The 18,489-nt window shown below is 59.7% G+C and carries 16 protein-coding genes and 4 tRNA genes; 8 read left to right on the top strand and 12 right to left on the bottom strand.

Translation table 11 applies throughout. The features are described from left to right. Positions 1–7: 7 nt before the first annotated feature. The 4 genes from M1E04_RS21315 to M1E04_RS21300 all read right to left on the bottom strand — a co-directional run bounded on the left by M1E04_RS21315 (position 8) and on the right by M1E04_RS21300 (position 4,347). Positions 8–1,348 (bottom strand): sigma-54-dependent transcriptional regulator, encoded by a 1,341-nt coding sequence (locus M1E04_RS21315; RefSeq protein ID WP_192133137.1) that lies wholly within the window; start codon positions 1,346–1,348, stop codon positions 8–10. A gap of 2 nt (positions 1,349–1,350) precedes the next feature. After that, positions 1,351–2,943 carry an ATP-binding protein gene (locus tag M1E04_RS21310; protein WP_192133135.1) on the bottom strand — a complete coding sequence of 531 codons (1,593 nt, stop codon included), beginning with the start codon at positions 2,941–2,943 and terminating at the stop codon, positions 1,351–1,353. Further along, positions 2,933–3,172, bottom strand: a complete 240-nt coding sequence (locus tag M1E04_RS21305) for a PP0621 family protein (protein WP_065987657.1) — start codon at positions 3,170–3,172, stop codon at positions 2,933–2,935. Before M1E04_RS21305 ends, M1E04_RS21310 begins: the two co-directional genes overlap by 11 nt. Positions 3,173–3,324: 152 nt before the next feature. Further along, positions 3,325–4,347 carry an outer membrane protein assembly factor BamD gene (locus tag M1E04_RS21300; protein ID WP_065987656.1) on the bottom strand — a complete coding sequence of 341 codons (1,023 nt, stop codon included), beginning with the start codon at positions 4,345–4,347 and terminating at the stop codon, positions 3,325–3,327. A 151-nt stretch (positions 4,348–4,498) separates the two neighbouring features. Here M1E04_RS21300 and rluD point away from each other — a divergent pair, with 151 nt between their 5' ends. From rluD to M1E04_RS21265, 7 genes are all read left to right on the top strand, one after another. Beyond that, the gene (rluD, locus tag M1E04_RS21295) at positions 4,499–5,461 is read left to right on the top strand and encodes a 23S rRNA pseudouridine(1911/1915/1917) synthase RluD (RefSeq protein WP_065987655.1); all 963 of its coding nucleotides are present in this window, start codon (positions 4,499–4,501) and stop codon (positions 5,459–5,461) included. Between the two features lie 8 nt (positions 5,462–5,469). Next, on the top strand, positions 5,470–6,198 hold the full coding sequence (gene pgeF / locus M1E04_RS21290; RefSeq protein ID WP_456293223.1) for a peptidoglycan editing factor PgeF: 729 nt from the start codon (positions 5,470–5,472) through the stop codon (positions 6,196–6,198). 174 nt (positions 6,199–6,372) lie between these two features. Next, positions 6,373–8,937 (top strand): ATP-dependent chaperone ClpB, encoded by a 2,565-nt coding sequence (gene clpB / locus M1E04_RS21285; RefSeq protein ID WP_456291992.1) that lies wholly within the window; start codon positions 6,373–6,375, stop codon positions 8,935–8,937. Between the two features lie 348 nt (positions 8,938–9,285). Continuing rightward, positions 9,286–9,361: transfer RNA gene (locus tag M1E04_RS21280), tRNA-Asn, on the top strand. Positions 9,362–9,381: 20 nt separating this feature from the next. Beyond that, positions 9,382–9,458 (top strand) — tRNA-Pro (locus M1E04_RS21275). 6 nt (positions 9,459–9,464) lie between these two features. Then, a tRNA-Lys gene (locus M1E04_RS21270) sits at positions 9,465–9,540 on the top strand. 93 nt (positions 9,541–9,633) lie between these two features. Further along, positions 9,634–9,710: transfer RNA gene (locus M1E04_RS21265), tRNA-Pro, on the top strand. Positions 9,711–9,812: 102 nt separating this feature from the next. Here M1E04_RS21265 and pstS read toward each other — a convergent pair. Beyond that, positions 9,813–10,847 (bottom strand): phosphate ABC transporter substrate-binding protein PstS, encoded by a 1,035-nt coding sequence (gene pstS, locus M1E04_RS21260; RefSeq protein WP_065987653.1) that lies wholly within the window; start codon positions 10,845–10,847, stop codon positions 9,813–9,815. 210 nt (positions 10,848–11,057) lie between these two features. On the opposite strand from pstS, the gene M1E04_RS21255 reads away from it, so the two are divergent. After that, on the top strand, positions 11,058–12,458 hold the full coding sequence (locus M1E04_RS21255) for a sensor domain-containing diguanylate cyclase (protein ID WP_369318920.1): 1,401 nt from the start codon (positions 11,058–11,060) through the stop codon (positions 12,456–12,458). Positions 12,459–12,560: 102 nt separating this feature from the next. Here the strand turns inward: M1E04_RS21255 and M1E04_RS21250 are convergent, their stop codons facing one another. The 7 genes from M1E04_RS21250 to M1E04_RS21220 form a co-directional block, all read right to left on the bottom strand. Then, positions 12,561–13,859 (bottom strand): NAD(P)/FAD-dependent oxidoreductase, encoded by a 1,299-nt coding sequence (locus M1E04_RS21250; RefSeq protein WP_065987651.1) that lies wholly within the window; start codon positions 13,857–13,859, stop codon positions 12,561–12,563. Between the two features lie 252 nt (positions 13,860–14,111). Further along, on the bottom strand, positions 14,112–14,651 hold the full coding sequence (locus tag M1E04_RS21245; RefSeq protein ID WP_065987650.1) for an MOSC domain-containing protein: 540 nt from the start codon (positions 14,649–14,651) through the stop codon (positions 14,112–14,114). After that, positions 14,648–15,277, bottom strand: coding sequence for a DUF1780 domain-containing protein (locus tag M1E04_RS21240; protein WP_065987649.1), 630 nt, complete (start codon positions 15,275–15,277; stop codon positions 14,648–14,650). The genes M1E04_RS21245 and M1E04_RS21240 overlap by 4 nt, the downstream gene beginning before the upstream one ends. Before the next feature lie 298 nt (positions 15,278–15,575). Then, positions 15,576–15,779: a DNA gyrase inhibitor YacG gene (gene yacG / locus M1E04_RS21235; RefSeq protein ID WP_456291991.1), complete on the bottom strand. Its 204-nt coding sequence runs from the start codon at positions 15,777–15,779 to the stop codon at positions 15,576–15,578. Next, entirely contained in the window at positions 15,779–16,399 is a 621-nt protein-coding gene (gene coaE, locus M1E04_RS21230) for a dephospho-CoA kinase (RefSeq protein ID WP_456291990.1), read from the bottom strand. The genes yacG and coaE overlap by 1 nt, the downstream gene beginning before the upstream one ends. Continuing rightward, on the bottom strand, positions 16,396–17,268 hold the full coding sequence (locus M1E04_RS21225) for a prepilin peptidase (RefSeq protein ID WP_065987647.1): 873 nt from the start codon (positions 17,266–17,268) through the stop codon (positions 16,396–16,398). The genes coaE and M1E04_RS21225 overlap by 4 nt, the downstream gene beginning before the upstream one ends. A gap of 1 nt (position 17,269) precedes the next feature. Continuing rightward, positions 17,270–18,487 carry a type II secretion system F family protein gene (locus M1E04_RS21220; protein ID WP_456291989.1) on the bottom strand — a complete coding sequence of 406 codons (1,218 nt, stop codon included), beginning with the start codon at positions 18,485–18,487 and terminating at the stop codon, positions 17,270–17,272. Positions 18,488–18,489 lie beyond the last annotated feature (2 nt).

The raw sequence follows: 18,489 nt of genomic DNA, 5'->3' as shown, positions 1-18,489 counted from the left end.
TAATCCATCACTCCAATCCCAACTTCTTCAACCGATAACGCATCGACCTGAACGTCAAATTCAAACGCTGCGCTGCCGCCGTGCGATTCCAGCGGGTTTCCTCCAGCGCCTGCAGGATCAGTTTGCGCTCGATGCTTTCCAGGTAGTCTTCCAGGTTATCAATGTTGGCCAGGCTCGGGCCGTTCTCCTCGGCGGGGCGTGATGGCTCGGCCAGGCGCAGGTCCGCGGTGTCGATCTGATCGTCTTCGCACAGCGTGTATGCCCGCTCAAGCATGTTTTCCAGCTCGCGCACGTTGCCGGGGAAGCGATAGCCCTTGAGGGCCGCCAGCGCATGGGGCGGTAGGACGGTCGCTGGCTCACCGGCGGACTCGGTCAGGCGGCGCAGTACGCTGTTGGCGATCTCTTCGATGTCTTCGCGACGTTCGCGCAACGGCGGCACGCGCAGCTCGATGACGTTCAGTCGGTAATACAAATCCTGCCGGAAACGCCCGGCAGCCACTTCCTGATTAAGGTCCTTGTGGGTCGCGCACAGCACGCGAACATCCACCACTTGCTCCTGCTGACCGCCGATGGCGCGAACGGACTTTTCCTGGATCGCGCGGAGCAGTTTCACCTGCATCGCCAGCGGCAGATCAGCCACTTCATCGAGAAACAGGGTGCCGCCGTGGGCGACCTGAAACAGCCCGGGCTTGTCTTCGTGGGCGCCGGTGAAGCTGCCTTTGCGATGTCCGAAAAATTCGCTTTCCATCAGCTCTGAAGGGATCGCGCCACAATTGACCGGCACAAACGGCTGCTCGGCGCGCGGGCCTTGCTCATGAATAAGCCGGGCGACCAGTTCTTTGCCGCTGCCCGATTCGCCGCTGATGTAGATCGGCGCCTGGCTGCGCGCCAGTTTGGCGATCTGCTTGCGCAGCGCCTGCATCGGCGGGGAGCTGCCCAGCAGGCGATGGTCAATGCGGTTTTCTTCGGCAGGCGCGGTGCGCAGGCGCAGGGCGCTGGACACCAACTCACGCAAGCGTGTCAGGTCGACCGGCTTGGTCAGGAAATCGAACGCGCCGGCTTTCAGTGCATGGATCGCCGTGTCGAGGCTGCCATGGGCGGTGATCATCGCCACCGGTACCTGGTTGTGGCGTTTCTGAATGTGTTGCACCAACTCCAGGCCGTTGCCATCGGGCAAGCGCATGTCGGTCAGGCACAGGTCGAACGGCTCGCGGGCCAGCCACTCTTGCGCTTCCTTGACGTTGCGCGCACTGCGGGTGTCCAGTTTCATCCGACCGAGCGTGATTTCCAGCAGCTCGCGAATGTCCGGCTCATCGTCGACGATCAGGATCTTTTGCCGTTGGCTCATGTTCAGCTCAGCTTGAACGGATGGGCGAAGGTCATTCGCATGCAGCTTCCGCCACCTTCCCGTGGAATGTAATTGAGGCTCGCCTGATTGCTTTCGCACAACTCGCGCGAGAGATACAGGCCCAGGCCGGTTCCTTTGCTTTCGGTGGTGAAGAAGGGTTCGAAGATTTTCGCCAGATGCTCTTCGGCAACACCCGGTCCGTCGTCGAGGACGTCCAGCGTCGGCAGTTCGCTGTACGGGGCTTGAAACAACCTTAGCCAAACTTGCGCGTGTTCGTGGAGCTGGCCGCTGTAGCGCAAACCGTTTTGCACCAGATTGCTCATCACCTGCTGCAATTGTTCGGCGTCCATCTGCGTACTGAGCACGCCTGCGCCGATGTCCATATGCACGCTTTGACCCGCCGTCAGCTCATCCCGAAGGTTAACGACGAACGCCTCCAGCCATTGCTTGAGATCGAGCAGCTGGGGTTCGGTCTGACGTCGACGAGACAGCTGCAGAACGTTCTCGATCACCAGATTCATCCGCCGCGATTGATCGTGAATGATCTGATTGAGACGCCGGTCCGGCGCGGTCAGTTCCTCCGATTCCAGCAGCAGTTGCGCGGCATGACTGATGGCGCCCAGCGGGTTGCGGATCTCGTGGGCAATACCGGCGGTCAGTCTGCCCAGCGCGGCCAGTTTGAGCTGCTGGGCCTGTTGGGAAATCTGCGACAGGTCATCGAGAAATACCAACGTGTGGCGATGACTGCCGCGTGCCAGTGGGATGAAACCCGGACGCAGCACCGGACCAATGGCCGAAGTGGTGATGCTGCGCGGGGCCATCGACGGGTTGGTCATCCATTGACCCAGGCGCTCGACCAGTTGCGGCGAATAGGCGTCGACGATTTCGCCCAGCAAGCGCTCGTGGCCCAGTAAATTCAGCGCGCTCTGGTTGGCGAGCAGTACTTTGTGGTCCTCGTCGAGCACCAGAATGCCGGTGCGCATGCGCTGCAGGATCAGCGCGTTGAGTTCTTCAAGGTTGTCGACGTCAGCGGCGCGACGTTCGGCGATGTCTTCACTGAGCTGCAAGCGGCGTGACAGGGCCTGGACCAGCAGGGCCGCCGCAAAGCACAGGGCACCCAGCGAGCCGGCCTGCACGAAATGATTGGCCGCTGAAGGCTTGTGATAGCTGATGTAGAAGGTCAGATAGATGATGCCGATGGCTGACAGCGCGGCAATCAGCAGGCCGGTTCGCTTGCGCAGGAGCACATTGCTGATTGCCACCGAGGCGATAATCAGGTTGCCAATGCCGCTCGGTGCACCGCCCCCGGCGTAGAACAGCGCCGCCAGCATCAGCGTGTCGGCCATGGCGAGGGAGAACAGTTGCCCCTGGCGGCTCGGGCGTTCGAGCAGCACCACGACAAGGATGTTGAAGACCAGATACAGCCAACAGCCGATGCGGAACAGCTCGATGTCGGCCAGCTCCAGCAGTTCGGCATCCAGGCTGCTGGAGATCAGCAGCACCAGCAGCACGCCGATGCTCAGACGATAGAGGTGATACAGCCGCAGGATGCGTTGGGCCTGAGGCGTCGCCAGCGACAGGCTGTCAGCGGTCACGTGCAGCGGGGCCCTGCAAACGGTGCGCTTCGGTGCAATACCATTGCTGGTTCTGGCTCAGCGCGCGATCGCGAGGGACATGCACGCCACATTGCGCGCAACGCACCATGGGCGCTGCGTCGAGTTCCGGCGTTGCGGGCTTCGGGCGTGGGGCAGGCCCTTTGACCAGGCGTTTGAAAAACCAGACGACCGCCACAATCAGGGCGAGCCACATAATCAAGCGAATCATGTCTGTCAGCTTATGAAGTGAAGAGCGCGCAGTGTAGCCAAGCGGATGTCGGGCGCACAGTCATCTCCATCGCCGGATGCTGTCGGAAAATGGTCGGGCATGAAAAAAGGCCCCGAAGGGCCTCTTTTAGCTGACGTTTTGCAGGGACTGAATCAGTCGAACAGGCCAAAGGTCATGTAGCTGAAGATCGAGCGGCTTTTCGGCGTGCCGTCGTCGTCATCGTTTTTCTTCTCTTCGTCAGCCGACTGGTTCTCAGGCAACAGTTCGGCAGGGATGGCTTCCTTGGCGTCCTGATACTGCTTGATCACGTCCTGATTGGCGCGGGTTTGTCCTGGCGGCAGCGGCGGACGGCTTTCAATCAGACCCAGGGTCGCCTTGGACAGCCAGGAGCGGTTGTCGGCTTCTGCCGTGCGCGCTTCGAACTTGCCATCTACCAGCTGCGGGTGATCCGGATAGTTGGTTTTCAGGACTTCCAGGCTGGTTTCAGCCAGGTCGTCCAGGTGCAGACGCTGATAAGCCTCGACCATGACCGCCAGGCCGTCACCGACCGATGGGGTTTCCTGGAAGTTTTCGACAACGTAACGACCGCGGTTGGCCGCTGCGACGTAAGCCTGACGGGTCAGGTAGTAGTCGGCAACGTGAATCTCGTAGGCCGCCAGCAGGTTGCGCAGGTAAATCATGCGCTGCTTGGCGTCAGGGGCGTAGCGGCTGTTCGGGTAGCGGCTGGTCAGCTGGGCGAACTCGTTGTACGAATCGCGAGCAGCGCCCGGGTCACGCTTGGTCTGATCCAGCGGCAGGAAGCGGGCAATGATGCCGACGTCCTGGTCGAACGAGGTCAGGCCCTTGAGGTAATAGGCGTAGTCGACGTTCGGGTGTTGCGGGTGCAGACGAATGAAACGCTCGGCCGCCGACTTGGCAGCCTCGGGCTCGCCATTCTTGTAGTTGGCGTAGATCAGCTCGAGTTGCGCCTGGTCAGCATAGCGACCGAACGGATAACGCGACTCCAGCGCCTTGAGCTTCTCGGTGGCGCTGTTATAGCTGTTGTTGTCCAGATCGGCCTGCGCCTGCTGGTACAGCTCGACTTCACTGAGGTTTTCGTCGATGACTTCTTTCTTCGAAGAACAGGCAACAGTAAGTCCGAGGATGGCTATCAGCAGCAGGTGTTTCACTTGCATGGCGGCTTGCGTCCCTATAACGGCCTGCTGTCTTGCGCAGGACCGTCCTGTTATGATGGGCGCCCCGTGGAACCCCCGGGACAAAAGACGCCGTATTTAACCACAAGCGCACAGCCGAAACCAAAGGCCAGTGCCACCTCCTAGTTTGAGCATGTCTGAGATCATAGAACTCCGCGCAGAGGTGCCGTCCGAATTGGGCGGTCAACGCCTCGACCAAGTCGCCGCCCAACTATTCGCAGAGCACTCGCGCTCGCGCCTTTCCGCCTGGATCAAAGACGGCCGCCTGACTGTGGATGGCGGCGCTTTGCGCCCGCGTGACATCGTGCATGGCGGCGCCGTTCTGCTCCTCAAAGCCGAGCAGGAAGCCCAGGGCGAGTGGATCGCGCAGGACATCGAGCTCGATATCGTCTACGAAGACGACCAGATCCTGGTGATCAACAAGCCGTCCGGTCTGGTGGTGCATCCGGCAGCAGGTCATGCCGACGGCACCCTGCTCAACGCCTTGCTGCATCACGTGCCGGACATCATCAATGTCCCGCGTGCCGGCATCGTGCACCGCCTGGACAAGGACACCACCGGTCTGATGGTGGTCGCCAAGACCATCCAGGCGCAGACGCAACTGGTCACCCAGCTGCAGAATCGCAGCGTCAGCCGCATCTATGAGTGCATCGTCATCGGCGTGGTGACCTCGGGTGGCAAGATCAACGCACCCATCGGTCGTCATGGCCAGCAGCGTCAGCGCATGGCGGTCATGGAAGGCGGCAAGCCTGCGGTCAGCCATTACCGGGTTCTGGAGCGTTTCCGTTCGCACACCCACGTGCGGGTGAAGCTGGAAACCGGGCGCACCCACCAGATCCGCGTGCACATGGCCCACATCAACTTCCCGCTGGTCGGCGATCCTGCCTACGGCGGTCGTTTCCGTATTCCGCCTGCAGCCAGTGTCACCATGGTCGAATCGCTGAAACACTTCCCGCGTCAGGCGCTGCATGCGCGTTTCCTTGAGCTGGATCATCCGACGACCGGTAAGCGCATGAGCTGGGAATCGCCGCTGCCGGACGACTTTGTCTGGCTGCTGACCCTGCTCAAGCAAGACCGCGAAGCGTTCATCGGATGACTGAGCGCGTGACGGACTGGCTGATTCCCGACTGGCCTGCGCCGGCGGGTGTCAAAGCGTGCGTCACGACGCGTTCGGGCGGTGTCAGTGTGGCGCCGTTCGACAGCTTCAATCTCGGCGATCACGTTGATGACGATCTGGCAGCCGTTACACACAACCGTTCGGCGCTGACCACACGCCTGCACGTTCAGCCTGCATGGCTGAAGCAGGTTCACGGTATTGACGTCGTCGAGGCTGCACCGGCAGATGTACTTCAGGCTGATGCCAGCTGGAGCCGAACCCCGGGCGTTGCCTGCACCATCATGACGGCTGATTGCCTGCCGGCCCTGTTCTGCAACAAAGCCGGTACTCAGGTCGCCGCTGCCCATGCAGGTTGGCGCGGTCTGGCGGCAGGTGTGCTTGAGGCGACTGTGGACAGTTTTGCCGATGCGTCATCCGAGATCCTCGTCTGGCTTGGCCCTGCCATCGGGCCGCAGGCATTCGAAGTCGGTCCCGAAGTCCGTGAAGCCTTTATAGCCATGCACCCCGAGACGGCCGATGCGTTCGTGCCGGGCGCCAACGCCGGCAAATTCATGGCCGACATCTATCAGTTGGCGCGTCTGCGTCTCGCTGCCCACGGTGTCACAGCGGTCTACGGCGGCGGTTTTTCGACCTATAACGATGAGCGCTTCTTTTCTTATCGCCGTGGCGCACGCACTGGACGCTTCGCTTCGCTTGTCTGGGTCGAAGCCCGGTAGCCTCCGCCGCTCCACTCTTTCCTCCCGAATCCTCTCCTTCAAGCTAATGTTGACCCATGTCAACCAGTGCGCGCTTGAATCCTGCCTAATCGACCGCATCTAAAGAACCATCTGGCAGGTTTTCTTTATTAGGTGTGTTCATTGCTCCGGCCTGCCCATATAGGAAGGTGAAGAATGCGTATTGACCGTTTAACCAGCAAATTACAACTCGCTCTCTCAGATTCTCAATCACTGGCGGTGGGCCTGGACCATCCGGCTATCGAACCCGCGCACCTGATGCAGGCGCTGCTTGAGCAGCAGGGCGGTTCGATCAAGCCTTTGCTGCTGCAAGTGGGCTTCGATATCAACAGCCTGCGCACCGCGCTGACCAAAGAGCTCGACCAACTGCCGAAGATCCAGAACCCGACTGGCGACGTGAACATGTCGCAGGACCTGGCGCGCCTGTTGAACCAGGCCGATCGCCTGGCTCAGCAGAAGGGCGATCAGTTCATCTCCAGCGAGCTGGTGTTGCTCGCCGCGATGGACGAGAACAGCAAACTCGGCAAGCTGCTGCTCGGCCAGGGCGTCAGCAAGAAAGCACTGGAAAACGCCATTAGCAACCTGCGGGGCGGCGATGCCGTCAACGACCCGAACGCCGAGGAATCCCGTCAGGCGCTGGACAAGTACACCGTCGACCTGACCAAGCGCGCCGAGGAAGGCAAGCTCGACCCGGTGATTGGCCGCGACGACGAGATCCGTCGGACTATCCAGGTGCTGCAGCGCCGGACCAAGAACAACCCTGTGCTGATCGGTGAGCCTGGCGTGGGTAAAACCGCCATCGCCGAAGGCCTTGCCCAGCGCATCATCAACGGCGAAGTGCCGGACGGACTGCGAGGCAAGCGTCTACTGTCGCTGGACATGGGCGCACTGATCGCGGGTGCCAAATTCCGTGGCGAATTCGAAGAGCGCCTGAAAGGCCTGCTCAACGAACTGTCGAAGCAGGAAGGGCAGATCATCCTGTTCATCGACGAGCTGCACACCATGGTCGGTGCCGGCAAGGCCGAAGGTTCGATGGATGCCGGCAACATGCTCAAGCCGGCGCTGGCCCGGGGTGAGTTGCATTGCGTGGGCGCCACGACGCTCAACGAGTACCGCCAATACATAGAGAAGGACGCTGCCCTCGAGCGTCGCTTCCAGAAAGTGCTGGTGGATGAGCCGAGCGAAGAAGACACCATCGCCATTCTGCGCGGCCTGAAAGAGCGCTATGAGGTTCACCACAAGGTGGCGATCACTGACGGCGCAATCATTGCGGCCGCCAAGCTCAGCCACCGCTACATCACCGACCGGCAACTGCCGGACAAAGCCATCGACCTGATCGACGAAGCCGCCAGCCGCATCCGCATGGAGATCGACTCCAAGCCGGAAGTGCTCGACCGTCTTGAACGTCGCCTGATCCAGCTGAAGGTGGAAGCGCAGGCGCTGAAGAAGGAAGACGACGAGGCCGCGATCAAGCGCCTGGAAAAACTCCAGGAAGAGGTTCAGCGCCTTGAGCGGGAATACGCCGATCTCGAAGAAATCTGGACCTCCGAAAAAGCGGAAGTGACCGGTTCTGCACAGATTCAGCAGAAGATCGAGCAGTCCCGCCAGGAACTGGAAGCGGCGCGGCGTAAGGGCGACCTCAACCGCATGGCCGAATTGCAGTACGGGGTCATCCCCGATCTGGAACGCAGCCTGCAGATGGTCGACCAGCACGGCAAGCCGGAAAACCAGCTGCTGCGCAGCAAGGTGACCGAGGAAGAGATTGCCGAAGTCGTGTCCAAGTGGACCGGCATTCCGGTTTCGAAGATGCTCGAAGGCGAGCGTGACAAGCTGCTGAAGATGGAAGAGCTGCTGCACCAGCGGGTGATCGGCCAGAACGAAGCGGTCGTCGCCGTGGCCAACGCGGTGCGCCGGTCGCGTGCCGGGTTGTCCGATCCGAACCGTCCGAGCGGCTCGTTTATGTTCCTTGGCCCAACCGGTGTGGGTAAGACCGAGCTGTGCAAGGCGCTGGCGGAGTTCCTGTTCGACACCGAAGAGGCCATGGTGCGCATCGACATGTCTGAGTTCATGGAGAAACATTCCGTGGCTCGTCTGATTGGCGCGCCACCTGGCTATGTCGGGTACGAAGAAGGCGGTTATCTGACCGAAGCGGTACGCCGCAAGCCTTACTCGGTCATCCTGCTGGACGAAGTCGAGAAAGCGCACCCGGACGTCTTCAACGTCCTGCTGCAAGTGCTCGAAGACGGGCGTCTGACCGACAGTCACGGGCGTACGGTGGATTTCCGTAATACCGTGATCGTCATGACCTCCAACCTCGGCTCGGCTCGCATCCAGGAGCTGGTGGGCGATCGGGAAGGGCAGCGCGCGGCGGTCATGGATGCGCTCACCACGCACTTCCGTCCGGAGTTCATCAATCGGGTCGATGAAGTGGTGATCTTCGAACCGCTGGCCCGCGATCAGATCGCAGGCATCACCGAGATCCAACTCGGCCGCCTGCGCAAGCGTCTGGCGGAGCGCGATCTGGGGCTGGAGCTGTCCAGCGAGGCGATGGACAAGCTGATCGCTGTCGGCTACGACCCTGTGTATGGCGCGCGGCCGCTCAAGCGGGCCATCCAGCGCTGGATCGAAAACCCGCTGGCTCAGTTGATTCTGTCGGGTGGCTTCATGCCTGGCACCAGCATCAGAGGCACGGTGCAGGACGACGAGATCGTCTTCGGCTGATCCGCACTTCTATATAGAAACGCAACGGGCTCTCCTGATGGGGGCCCTTTTTTATGCGGGGTGATTTATTCGCCGAGCGCAAGATTTTCACGAGGTTGAGGGCGATCCGCAAAAAATTCGCAAATCATTGTCTTGAAAGCAATTTAGAGGGTTGACAGGTGTTTCTGGAAATGTAGAATAGCGCGCCTCAGAGACGTGAACGCAGCGATGCAGACAGGTCGAAGAGGCTGAAAATGCGGTAGGTTCAGTGAGGTAAACGCCAAATTCGTTTGGTGCAAAATTACTGAATTTGTTGTGTTGAAGCGCGTCAAACGCTGCATCTGAAATTGATAGATTTGAAAAGATCGTTCCGTGATAGCTCAGTCGGTAGAGCAAATGACTGTTAATCATTGGGTCCCAGGTTCGAGTCCTGGTCACGGAGCCAATTTCAAGAGGTAGTACCGTCGGGGTATAGCGCAGTCCGGTAGCGCGCCTGCTTTGGGAGCAGGATGTCAGGAGTTCGAATCCCCTTACCCCGACCATTATTTGGGTCGTTAGCTCAGTTGGTAGAGCAGTTGGCTTTTAACCAATTGGTCGTAGGTTCGAATCCCACACGACCCACCATTTTTGACCTGGCTTCATCGGGTTGGATCTTAGGGAGTGACGCCATTCGCGTCACCCGCTCTGGAAACGCCTTAGGGTGTTTTCATGTTTCACCGGGGTATAGCGCAGTCCGGTAGCGCGCCTGCTTTGGGAGCAGGATGTCAGGAGTTCGAATCCCCTTACCCCGACCATTTTCGCCTAAGCAGTATCCGGGCAGAAAATACCGCTTCAACGCCACTCGCGCTGAAGCTACAAAAAAGCGTCCTTCGGGACGCTTTTTTCGTTTCTGGCTTTCACTGAGCCTTGGGCGGATTAGCCCAGTACGCCTCGATCTGATTCTTCAGGTCATCCGGGATCGGCGCGAAGTCCAGCGAGCGTGCGTGTTCCTGCCCGCTCTCCAGCGTCCAGCGAAAGAAATCCTGGACGGTCTTCTGACGATCAGCGTCCTTGGGTTGCCTGTACATCACGATGAACGTCGCGGCGGTGATCGGGTAAGCGTTTTCCCCCGGCGCGTCGAGCATCGACAGGTCAAAATCCTTCGCGTTTTTCCAGTCTGCCGTCGCGGCTGCCGCCTGAAAGCTTTCGGTGCTCGGCGTCACGAACGTGCCGGCAGCGTTCTGTAACAGCCCATAATTCAACTTCTGCTGTTTGACGTAGGCGTACTCGACGTAGCCGATCGAATTCGGCACCTGTTTCACGTACGTCGCCACGCCCTCGCTGCCCTTGCTGCCCATGCCCACCGGCCAGTGCACCGATGCGCCTGCCCCGAGCTGACTCTTCCATTGCGGGCTGACCTTCGCCAGATAGCTGACCCAGTTAAACGTGGTGCCGGAATCATCCGAGCGGTACACGACGCTGATTTTCGCGTCAGGCAGTTTCACGCCCGGGTTCAGGGCGGCGAGGGCCGGGTCATTCCATTTGCTGATCTTCCCCAGGTAGATGTCGGCCAGCACTGGGCCTGTGAATTTCAGGGTGCCGGGTTTTATCGAAGCGATGTTGATGACCGGTACGATGCCGCCGATCACCGAGGGAAACTGCTGTAGCCCGAAGGATTGCAGGTCTGCCGAGCTCATCGGCCGGTCGGTCGCACCGAAATCCACGGCGCCTTCCTTGATCAGCGCAATCCCTGCGCCAGAGCCTATGTATTGGTAGTTAACCTTGATCTGGGTCTTCTGGTTGTAGTCAGTCGCCCACTTGTACAGCACCGGGTAAATGAACGTGGAGCCGGCGCCGGTGACTTCGGACGCTGCGCCTGCCGTGGCGGCCATGGATAGATTGAGCGCGATGCCAAGGCCTGCGGCCAGCATCAGTCGGGAGAGCTGCGACATGGATGACTTCCTGTAATCGAGCGACATCGGGGTGAGATGCGTTGATGGGATCACAGCAAACAGCACGTTTTTATGACAAGGCGTGACAGAATTCTTCTTTGATAGCGTGATCAATTGCCACGGCCAGGTCAGTTATTTACACGTCGCTCCGGTGCGGATTCATGAGGCCGGGTATAGACTTCAGGCAGTCTTTTCAGGATCGGCCGTGTTATGAAGTCGCCAACTCCTTCATTCGAGCAACAGCGACTTGAAGCGCTGCATCTTCTCGAAGTACTCGACACCCCACCCGAGGTCGCGCTGGACCGGATCACTCGTCTGGTGGCGCAAGTGCTGAACGTGCCGATTGCCCTGATATCGCTGGTGGATCAGGATCGCCAGTGGTTCAAGTCCCGAGTGGGGCTTGAGGCGGTCGAGTTGCCGCGGGAGCTCGCTTTCTGTGCGCACGCCATCCTTGAGGCCACCGAGCTTGTGGTGCCCGATGCCATTGAGGACGCGCGGTTCTGCAACAGCCAGCTGGTCACCGGCGATCCCCATGTCCGCTTTTATGCCGGTGTGCCCATACGCACCAGCCAGGGCTTCGCTGTGGGCACGCTTTGCGCCATTGACGCACGGCCCAGAATCCTTACCCCAGACGAGCTGTCCATCCTCCACGACCTGGCCGAGATCGTCAGCCGCGAAATGCAGCTGCGGGAAAACCTGATGCTGACGCGGATTCAGAAGAACCGCTCCGAAGCAATGTTTCAGGCCAGCGAGGCAGGCTATCGCTCGATGTTCGAGCTGGCCTCGGTGGGCATTGCGCTGGTTGCGCCGGATGGTGGCTGGATCAGCGTCAACGCCGCGCTGTGCGACGTCCTTGGCTACGCACCCGATGAGCTCAAGCACCTGACGTTTCAGGACATCACTCACCCCGACGATCTGGACAGTGATCTTGAGATGCTGCATCAGTTGAGTGTCGGCCAAATCAACAGCTACCAGATGGAGAAGCGCTACCTGCGCAAAAACGGCAGCTCGGTCTGGGTCAATCTGAGCGTCACGAAGAAGCTGTCCGAAGCCGGAGAGCTGGAATATTTCATCTCCATCATTCAGAACATTCAAGCGCGCAAAGAGCTTGAGCAGGAAGCCCGACATGACGCCCTGACTGGCCTGCACAATCGCCGCGCGCTGGACTCGCTGTTGCCGATCGCTCAGGCCCGTGCCGACCGCTCCAGGTTGCAGCTGGCGTTGATGTTCATCGATCTGGATGGGTTCAAAGTCATCAACGACAGTTACGGGCACGATGCCGGGGATGATCTGCTGCGCGCTGTTTCCACACGTTTGCAGAGCTGCATTCGCAGGACTGACAGCCTGGTGCGGCTGGCCGGTGATGAATTCATCGTGATCCTGGAAGGCATCACGCCGGGTGTGGAGGAGGCCCGCGAAGTGGCTCAGAAACTCCTCGTCGCGATTGCACAGCCCCTCACGATCAAAGGCGATGTCATTCGCTGCAACGCCAGTATCGGCTTTTCCATGTACGAACCCGGCTCGGGCAAGGCTCCTGACGAACTCATGCGCGAAGCCGACCGCTGGATGTACAAGGCCAAGCATCTGGGCAAAGGGCAGGTGATGCCTTAGCGCAGGCGTGCGCTCGTGGCAGACGAGTTGCGGGGTAGGTTGTGCAGAATGTCGAGGAATGAGGCCCGCCGCATTGGCGCGGCGGACCTGCAGGGCTGATTCTTAGTGCAGCTTCATCCGTGGCTCGGTGCCGCGGCCGATTCGGCTGCCCAGCATGAGCATCAACGTGCGGAACATGCCGTAGAGTGCCATCTGGTGCATGCGGTACAGCGAAACGTAGAACATCCGCGCCAGCCAGCCTTCGAGCATGACACTGCCGGTCAGATTCCCCATCAGATTACCGACTGCCGAGAACTTCGACAGCGAGATCAGCGAGCCGTAGTCCTGATAGCGATACTCGGGCAGCGTGCCGCCCTCGATGCGCAGCTTCAGCGATTTCACCAGCAACGACGCTTGTTGATGCGCCGCTTGCGCACGGGGCGGGACATTGCGGTCGGTGCCTTTTTGCGGGCAGGCCGCGCAGTCGCCGAAGGCGAAGATACTGTCGTCGCGGGTGGTCTGTAGCGTCGGACGCACCTGCAGCTGATTGATGCGGTTGGTCTCAAGACCGGCGATACCCTCCAGAAACGCCGGAGCGCGGATGCCCGCCGCCCAGACCTTCAGCGTCGCAGGAATCACCTGACCGGTCGCAGTCACCAGGCTGTCAGCCGTCACCTCACTGACCGCCGAGTTGGTCAGCACCGTCACGCCGAGTTTCTCCAGCGTCTTGTGTACCGGGCCGCCAATACGCTCCGGCAGTGCCGGGAGGACGCGCGGCCCGGCCTCGATCACGGTGATGCGCAGGTTTTCCGGCTTGATCTGGCCGAGCCCGTAGGCCGCCAGTTCATGCGCAGCGTTGTGCAGCTCTGCGGCCAGTTCGACACCGGTCGCGCCGGCACCGACAATGGCGACGTTGATTTCTTCGGCCGCATCGTTCTGGCTGGCGTGGGCCTGCAAATAGCGATTCAGCAATTGCTGATGGAAGCGCTCGGCCTGCTTGCGCGTGTCGAGGAAAAGGCAGTGCTCAGCCGCGCCTTTGGTGCCGAAATCATTGGTCGTGCTGCCCACGGAAATGACCAGCGAGTCGTAATCCAGGCTGCGCGCCGGGACCAGCGCATTGCCGTTTTCGTCGAGGGTCTCGGCCAGGTGGATCTGCTTGTTTTCGCGGTCCAGCCCGGTCATGCGGCCCATCTGAAACTGAAAATGGTTCCACTTGGCTTGCGCCACGTAGTTCAGTTCGTCCTCATAAGAGTTGAGCGAACCGGCGGCCACTTCGTGCAGCAGCGGTTTCCAGATGTGGGTCAGATTGGCGTCCACCAGCGTGACGCTGGCCTTGCCTTTCTTGCCGAGGGTTTTACCCAGACGGGTAGCCAGTTCCAGACCGCCAGCGCCTCCGCCGACAATCACAATACGATGGGTCATGGGGGTATCTCATAAGGCTTAAGGAATTCTGTGTCAGCGAAATCCGCGCGAGCGCAAGGCAGCTCATAGCGTCAGATCGCTCGGCAAACGGGTCAACGGGCCCGGTCCGAGCACCACCACAAGGAGCAGCCGAAGCCAAAAAGGCCAGCGCTCGACTTGGGGTGGGGGCTCGAATGTACGCTTCGACACGCGCTGGGTCGGCAGGTTTCAGGCCGCTGATCATTTGAGGCGCTTTATCAACATTGACCCGGATCAGGAGGCGGCGCTGTTGGCTGCGTTAAAGTCATGGACGCTCGGTTCGATCGGCTCGATACACAACACGTCGTCCAGACGCACGATGCCGCTTTGTATCACCCGCGCGGTGATTCCGCCATGCCCGCGAACGGCCTGAAAGATGCCGTGGCCGAGGCGTTGCTCAAGGCGCGCGCAGGGCTGGCACCAGCCGGTGGTTTCGAAGATCGCCTGGCCGATGCGGAAACGTCGGTTCTTCAGGCTGAACAGGTTGATGCCGCTGATCACGATGTTGCGTCGCAAATCCTGGGGCAACACCGGATTGTCCTCGGCCCGCCCCATCAGCGAACTGACCACTGCAAAGTGCTCCCACTGGATCAGCGTCACCTGTCGAGCGTTGCGCGGGCCGGGGCGGGCATGATCGCCCGTCAGGCCTGCTTCGCGACGGGCTTCCACGGCGTCCAGCTCAACCATCTCGCCCCGGGATTCCGGGCGCACGCCAATCCAGCGCACACGCCCGCGCTGGGGTACATCGGCGATCAATTCCTGCAACGGGCTCATAAACTGATTCCTACATCAAACACCACGCTGCGGCCCAGATTGGTCCGCAGGAAATCCGGGGCATCCGGATGGGCGAACAATACCCGGGCGAAGGTCGGCCCGACCAGCGAGAGTGACCGCCAGCCCTGACGCAAATACTCGGTGGGCGGCGGAAAGTGGCTGTTCAAGTCGAGCACCTCGCGCTTGAGGCTAGCGAAGGCAATGATGTCCAGCTCGCCCACATCCAGCCCACGCTCTTTGTAGTTGTGGGCCTTTTTGCGCAGCGTGGGTGCCAGGCGCCGGAGCAGCTCGGCAGCGGGAATGCGCTTGGGTTTGGCTTCGCGCCGCACCAGTTGGCTGAGGGAAAACGCGCTGCGTCGACGTTGCAGTTCTTCACGCCACTCATCGTTGAGCCGACGGCCTTCATCCAGAACAAAGAACACTTCAAAACACGCGTCGCGAAACAGTACGTCAGGCGGCTCTTGCCCGGCAGGCAGGAAGTCGTCAGTACGATGGGGAATATTCAGGCCCTGCAGCAACCGCTCGCACACCCAACGTTCGCGCTCCCACTTGCGCGCATTGGACAGAAACGCATTGGCTTGCTCGGCCTGGCTCGTCAAAAGACGCAGATAATCAGAGTCATCCATGGCGCCAAGCTTAACGCTGCTGAGGGGATAAGAAATACTGGAGCGGAGATAAAGTTGGGCGGGGCGGTGCTTATCGGCTCAAGAAACCGCCGCAAGCCCATTGTGGGAGTGTGCTTGCTCACGAAGACGGCATTGGAACTGCTGGATATCCAGCGGATGTACCGGCCTCTTCGCGAGCAGGCACGCTTACACAAAACGTCATCCCGCTCGCCGCTCGCTTTTGTTGGCGGGATGCTCTCAGCTCTTGGGAGATATGGCAGCACTGGCGTTGTTCGTCCTGTGTGGCTGCCCACTTAGATCAATGTTGACGAGGGTCGAAGTCACCCGAAAACAGCCCGTCTTCAGCATCCGGCGCCACCGGAATCGCATGTTCTTCCGACGCCCAGGCGCCCAGGTCGATCAGCTTGCACCGGTCCGAACAGAACGGCCGAAATTTACTCTCCGGCGTCCATTCCACGGGCGCTCCGCAGGTTGGGCAATCGACGGTCATTGGTTGGCTCATCATTGGCCTCCACGCAAAGTTAAATAAAAGTGATGCAGACGCTCCACCTCGCTTTTCAGCCGGGCCGGGTCACGGTCATTGACGATTACATCGTCGGCCCGGCTCAAGCGCTCCTCGCGACTGGCCTGCGCTTTGAGAATCGCCCGCACCTGTTCCTCGTTGGTCTTATCGCGCAACACTGTGCGCTGGATTTGCACCGATTCCGGCACATCAATGACCAACACCCGCTGAACCATCTGGTGCTGAGAAGTCTCCAGCAACAACGGCGACACCAGAATCGCGTAAGCCGATTCAGCGCGCGCCAGGTACTGACGGATTTCCTCGCGGATCAGCGGATGCAGCAGGCTTTCGAGCCAGAGCCGCTGCTGGGGATCCTTGAAAATCAGCTCGCGCAACGCCGAGCGATTCAGCGTGCCATCGGCCTGCAACACGCTTGGGCCGAAGTGCTCGGCAATCTGCGCCAGGGCAGGGCGCCCGGGTTCGACGACCCAGCGTGCAGCGTGATCGGCGTCCACCAAGTGCACGCCCAGATCCACGAAGCACTGAGCCGCCGCACTCTTGCCGCTGCCGATGCCACCGGTGAGGCCCAGAATCCAGGGTTTTGACGCAGGAGAAGTCATCTGAAACCGGCGATCTGCAGATACGAAGTCGTTATTTGATCACCCCAGAGCAAAGCGATCCACCCTGCGAGCGCCAGATAAGGACCGAAGGGGATCGGCGTGCTGGTTTCGACATTGCGCAAGCGCAGCAGAATCAGGCCCAACACCGCACCGACAATCGACGACAGCAGAATCGTCAGCGGCAGAATCTGCCACCCGCCCCATGCGCCGAGCATCGCCAGCAACTTGAAGTCGCCGTAACCCATGCCTTCCTTGCCGGTGATCAGCTTGAACAGCCAGAACACACACCACAACACCAGATACCCGGCGACCGCGCCCCACAGCGCGTCGGTCAGCGACGTGAACAGCCCGAACGCGTTGACGATCAGGCCGAGCCACAACAGCGGCAACACGATTGCGTCCGGCAGAAGCTGGTGATCGGCGTCGATCAGGCTCATCGACAACAACCCCCACGTCAGCACCAGCATCGCCGCTGCCTGCCAGCCGAAACCGAAATGCCAGGCGATGAAGGCCGAGAGTAAGCCGCAGGCCAGTTCAACGAGGGGGTAGCGCTTGCTGATGGAGGCTTTGCATTGGGAACACTTGCCGCCTAGGAACAGGTAGCTCACCACCGGAATGTTCTCCCAGGCGCGGATTCTGTGTGAGCAATGCGGGCAGCGGGAGTGGGGGAGGATGAGGTTGAAGGTTTCTGTTGGGGGCTCGGCGGGGAGGTCGAGCATTTCCCGGGACTGGGTTTTCCAGTCGCGGATCATCATTTTGGGGAGGCGGTAGACGACGACGTTGAGGAAACTGCCGACGAGCAGGCCCAAGACAAGTGCGCATAAAACAAAGGCCAGCGGGGAGCTGGCCAGGAGGTCGAGGAGGGGCATGTTAAACAGCGTTTCCGAGCTGAAAAATGGGAAGGTACATGGCTATCACCAAGCCACCAACTATCACGCCGAGCACAGCCATGATCATAGGTTCCATGAGTGCGGTTAGACTGTCGACCATGTTGTCGACCTCATCCTCGTAGTAAGTCGCTACTTTATCGAGCATCGAGTCCAGTGCGCCGGATTCTTCACCGATGGCCGTCATTTGCACGGCCAGCATCGGAAACACGCCAGTGCTGCGCATGGAGAAGTTAAGCTGCATCCCGGTAGAAACGTCTTGTTTTACCTTGTTTACTGCGTTTCTAAAGACAACGTTGCCGGTCGCACCTGCCACGGAATCCAAGGCCTCAACTAGCGGGACACCTGCGGCGAATGTGGTAGACAAAGTGCGGGCATACCGGGCAACTGCGGATTTGTACAACAGAGGTCCGATTACGGGAAACTTCAAAAGCGCTCGGTCCATTCCATTTCGGAATTTTTCTGAAATTCTATAGGCCCGTCTAAATAGGAAGATGCACAAAGCGATCCCTGCGAGCAATATCCACCAATAGTCCTGAACAATCTTGGAGAGCCCGATCACCATCAGCGTAAATGTGGGCAGCTTCGCTCCGAAGCCTTCAAAAATGCTTTGAAATTGGGGTACCACTTTCAGTAGAAGAATGCCCGTTACTATGAAGGCCACGACCACGACAGCAATGGGATAAGTCATTGCTTTCTTGATTTTTGCCTTGAGCGATTCAGTTTTTTCTTTATAGGTTGCAACACGATCTAGCAACGCTTCGAGCGCGCCAGCTTGTTCGCCGGCGTCTACCAGGTTGCAGAATAGGTCATCGAAATAGAGGGGCTTTTGTCGTAGGGCCGTGGCAAAGCTGTGGCCAGATGCGACCTCTTGCTTAATGTCATCCACAAGCTTGCGCATGTTCGGGTTTTCATGCCCCTCGCTGATAATGTCGAAGGACTGCAACAGTGGCACACCTGCTTTCATCATTGTGGCCATCTGGCGGCTGAAGAACGCGATGTCCAACGGCTTGATCTTCTTGCCTTTGCCGAAGATCGAGACGGACTTTTTACGGACTTTGGTCGGGTTGATGCCCTGCTTTCGCAGCTGAGCTTTTACCAGCGCAGGATTGTGCCCATTGATTTCGCCAGTGAGCTTAGTCCCTTTTTTATCTAGCCCTTCCCAAGCATAGACGCTGACTTTTACTGCTTTGGTCGCCATGC

It is taken from the genome of Pseudomonas sp. AK106 (assembly GCF_053903055.1).
Note: the sequence above shows the minus strand (reverse complement) of the source record. Positions and strands in the feature narration are given on the sequence as shown.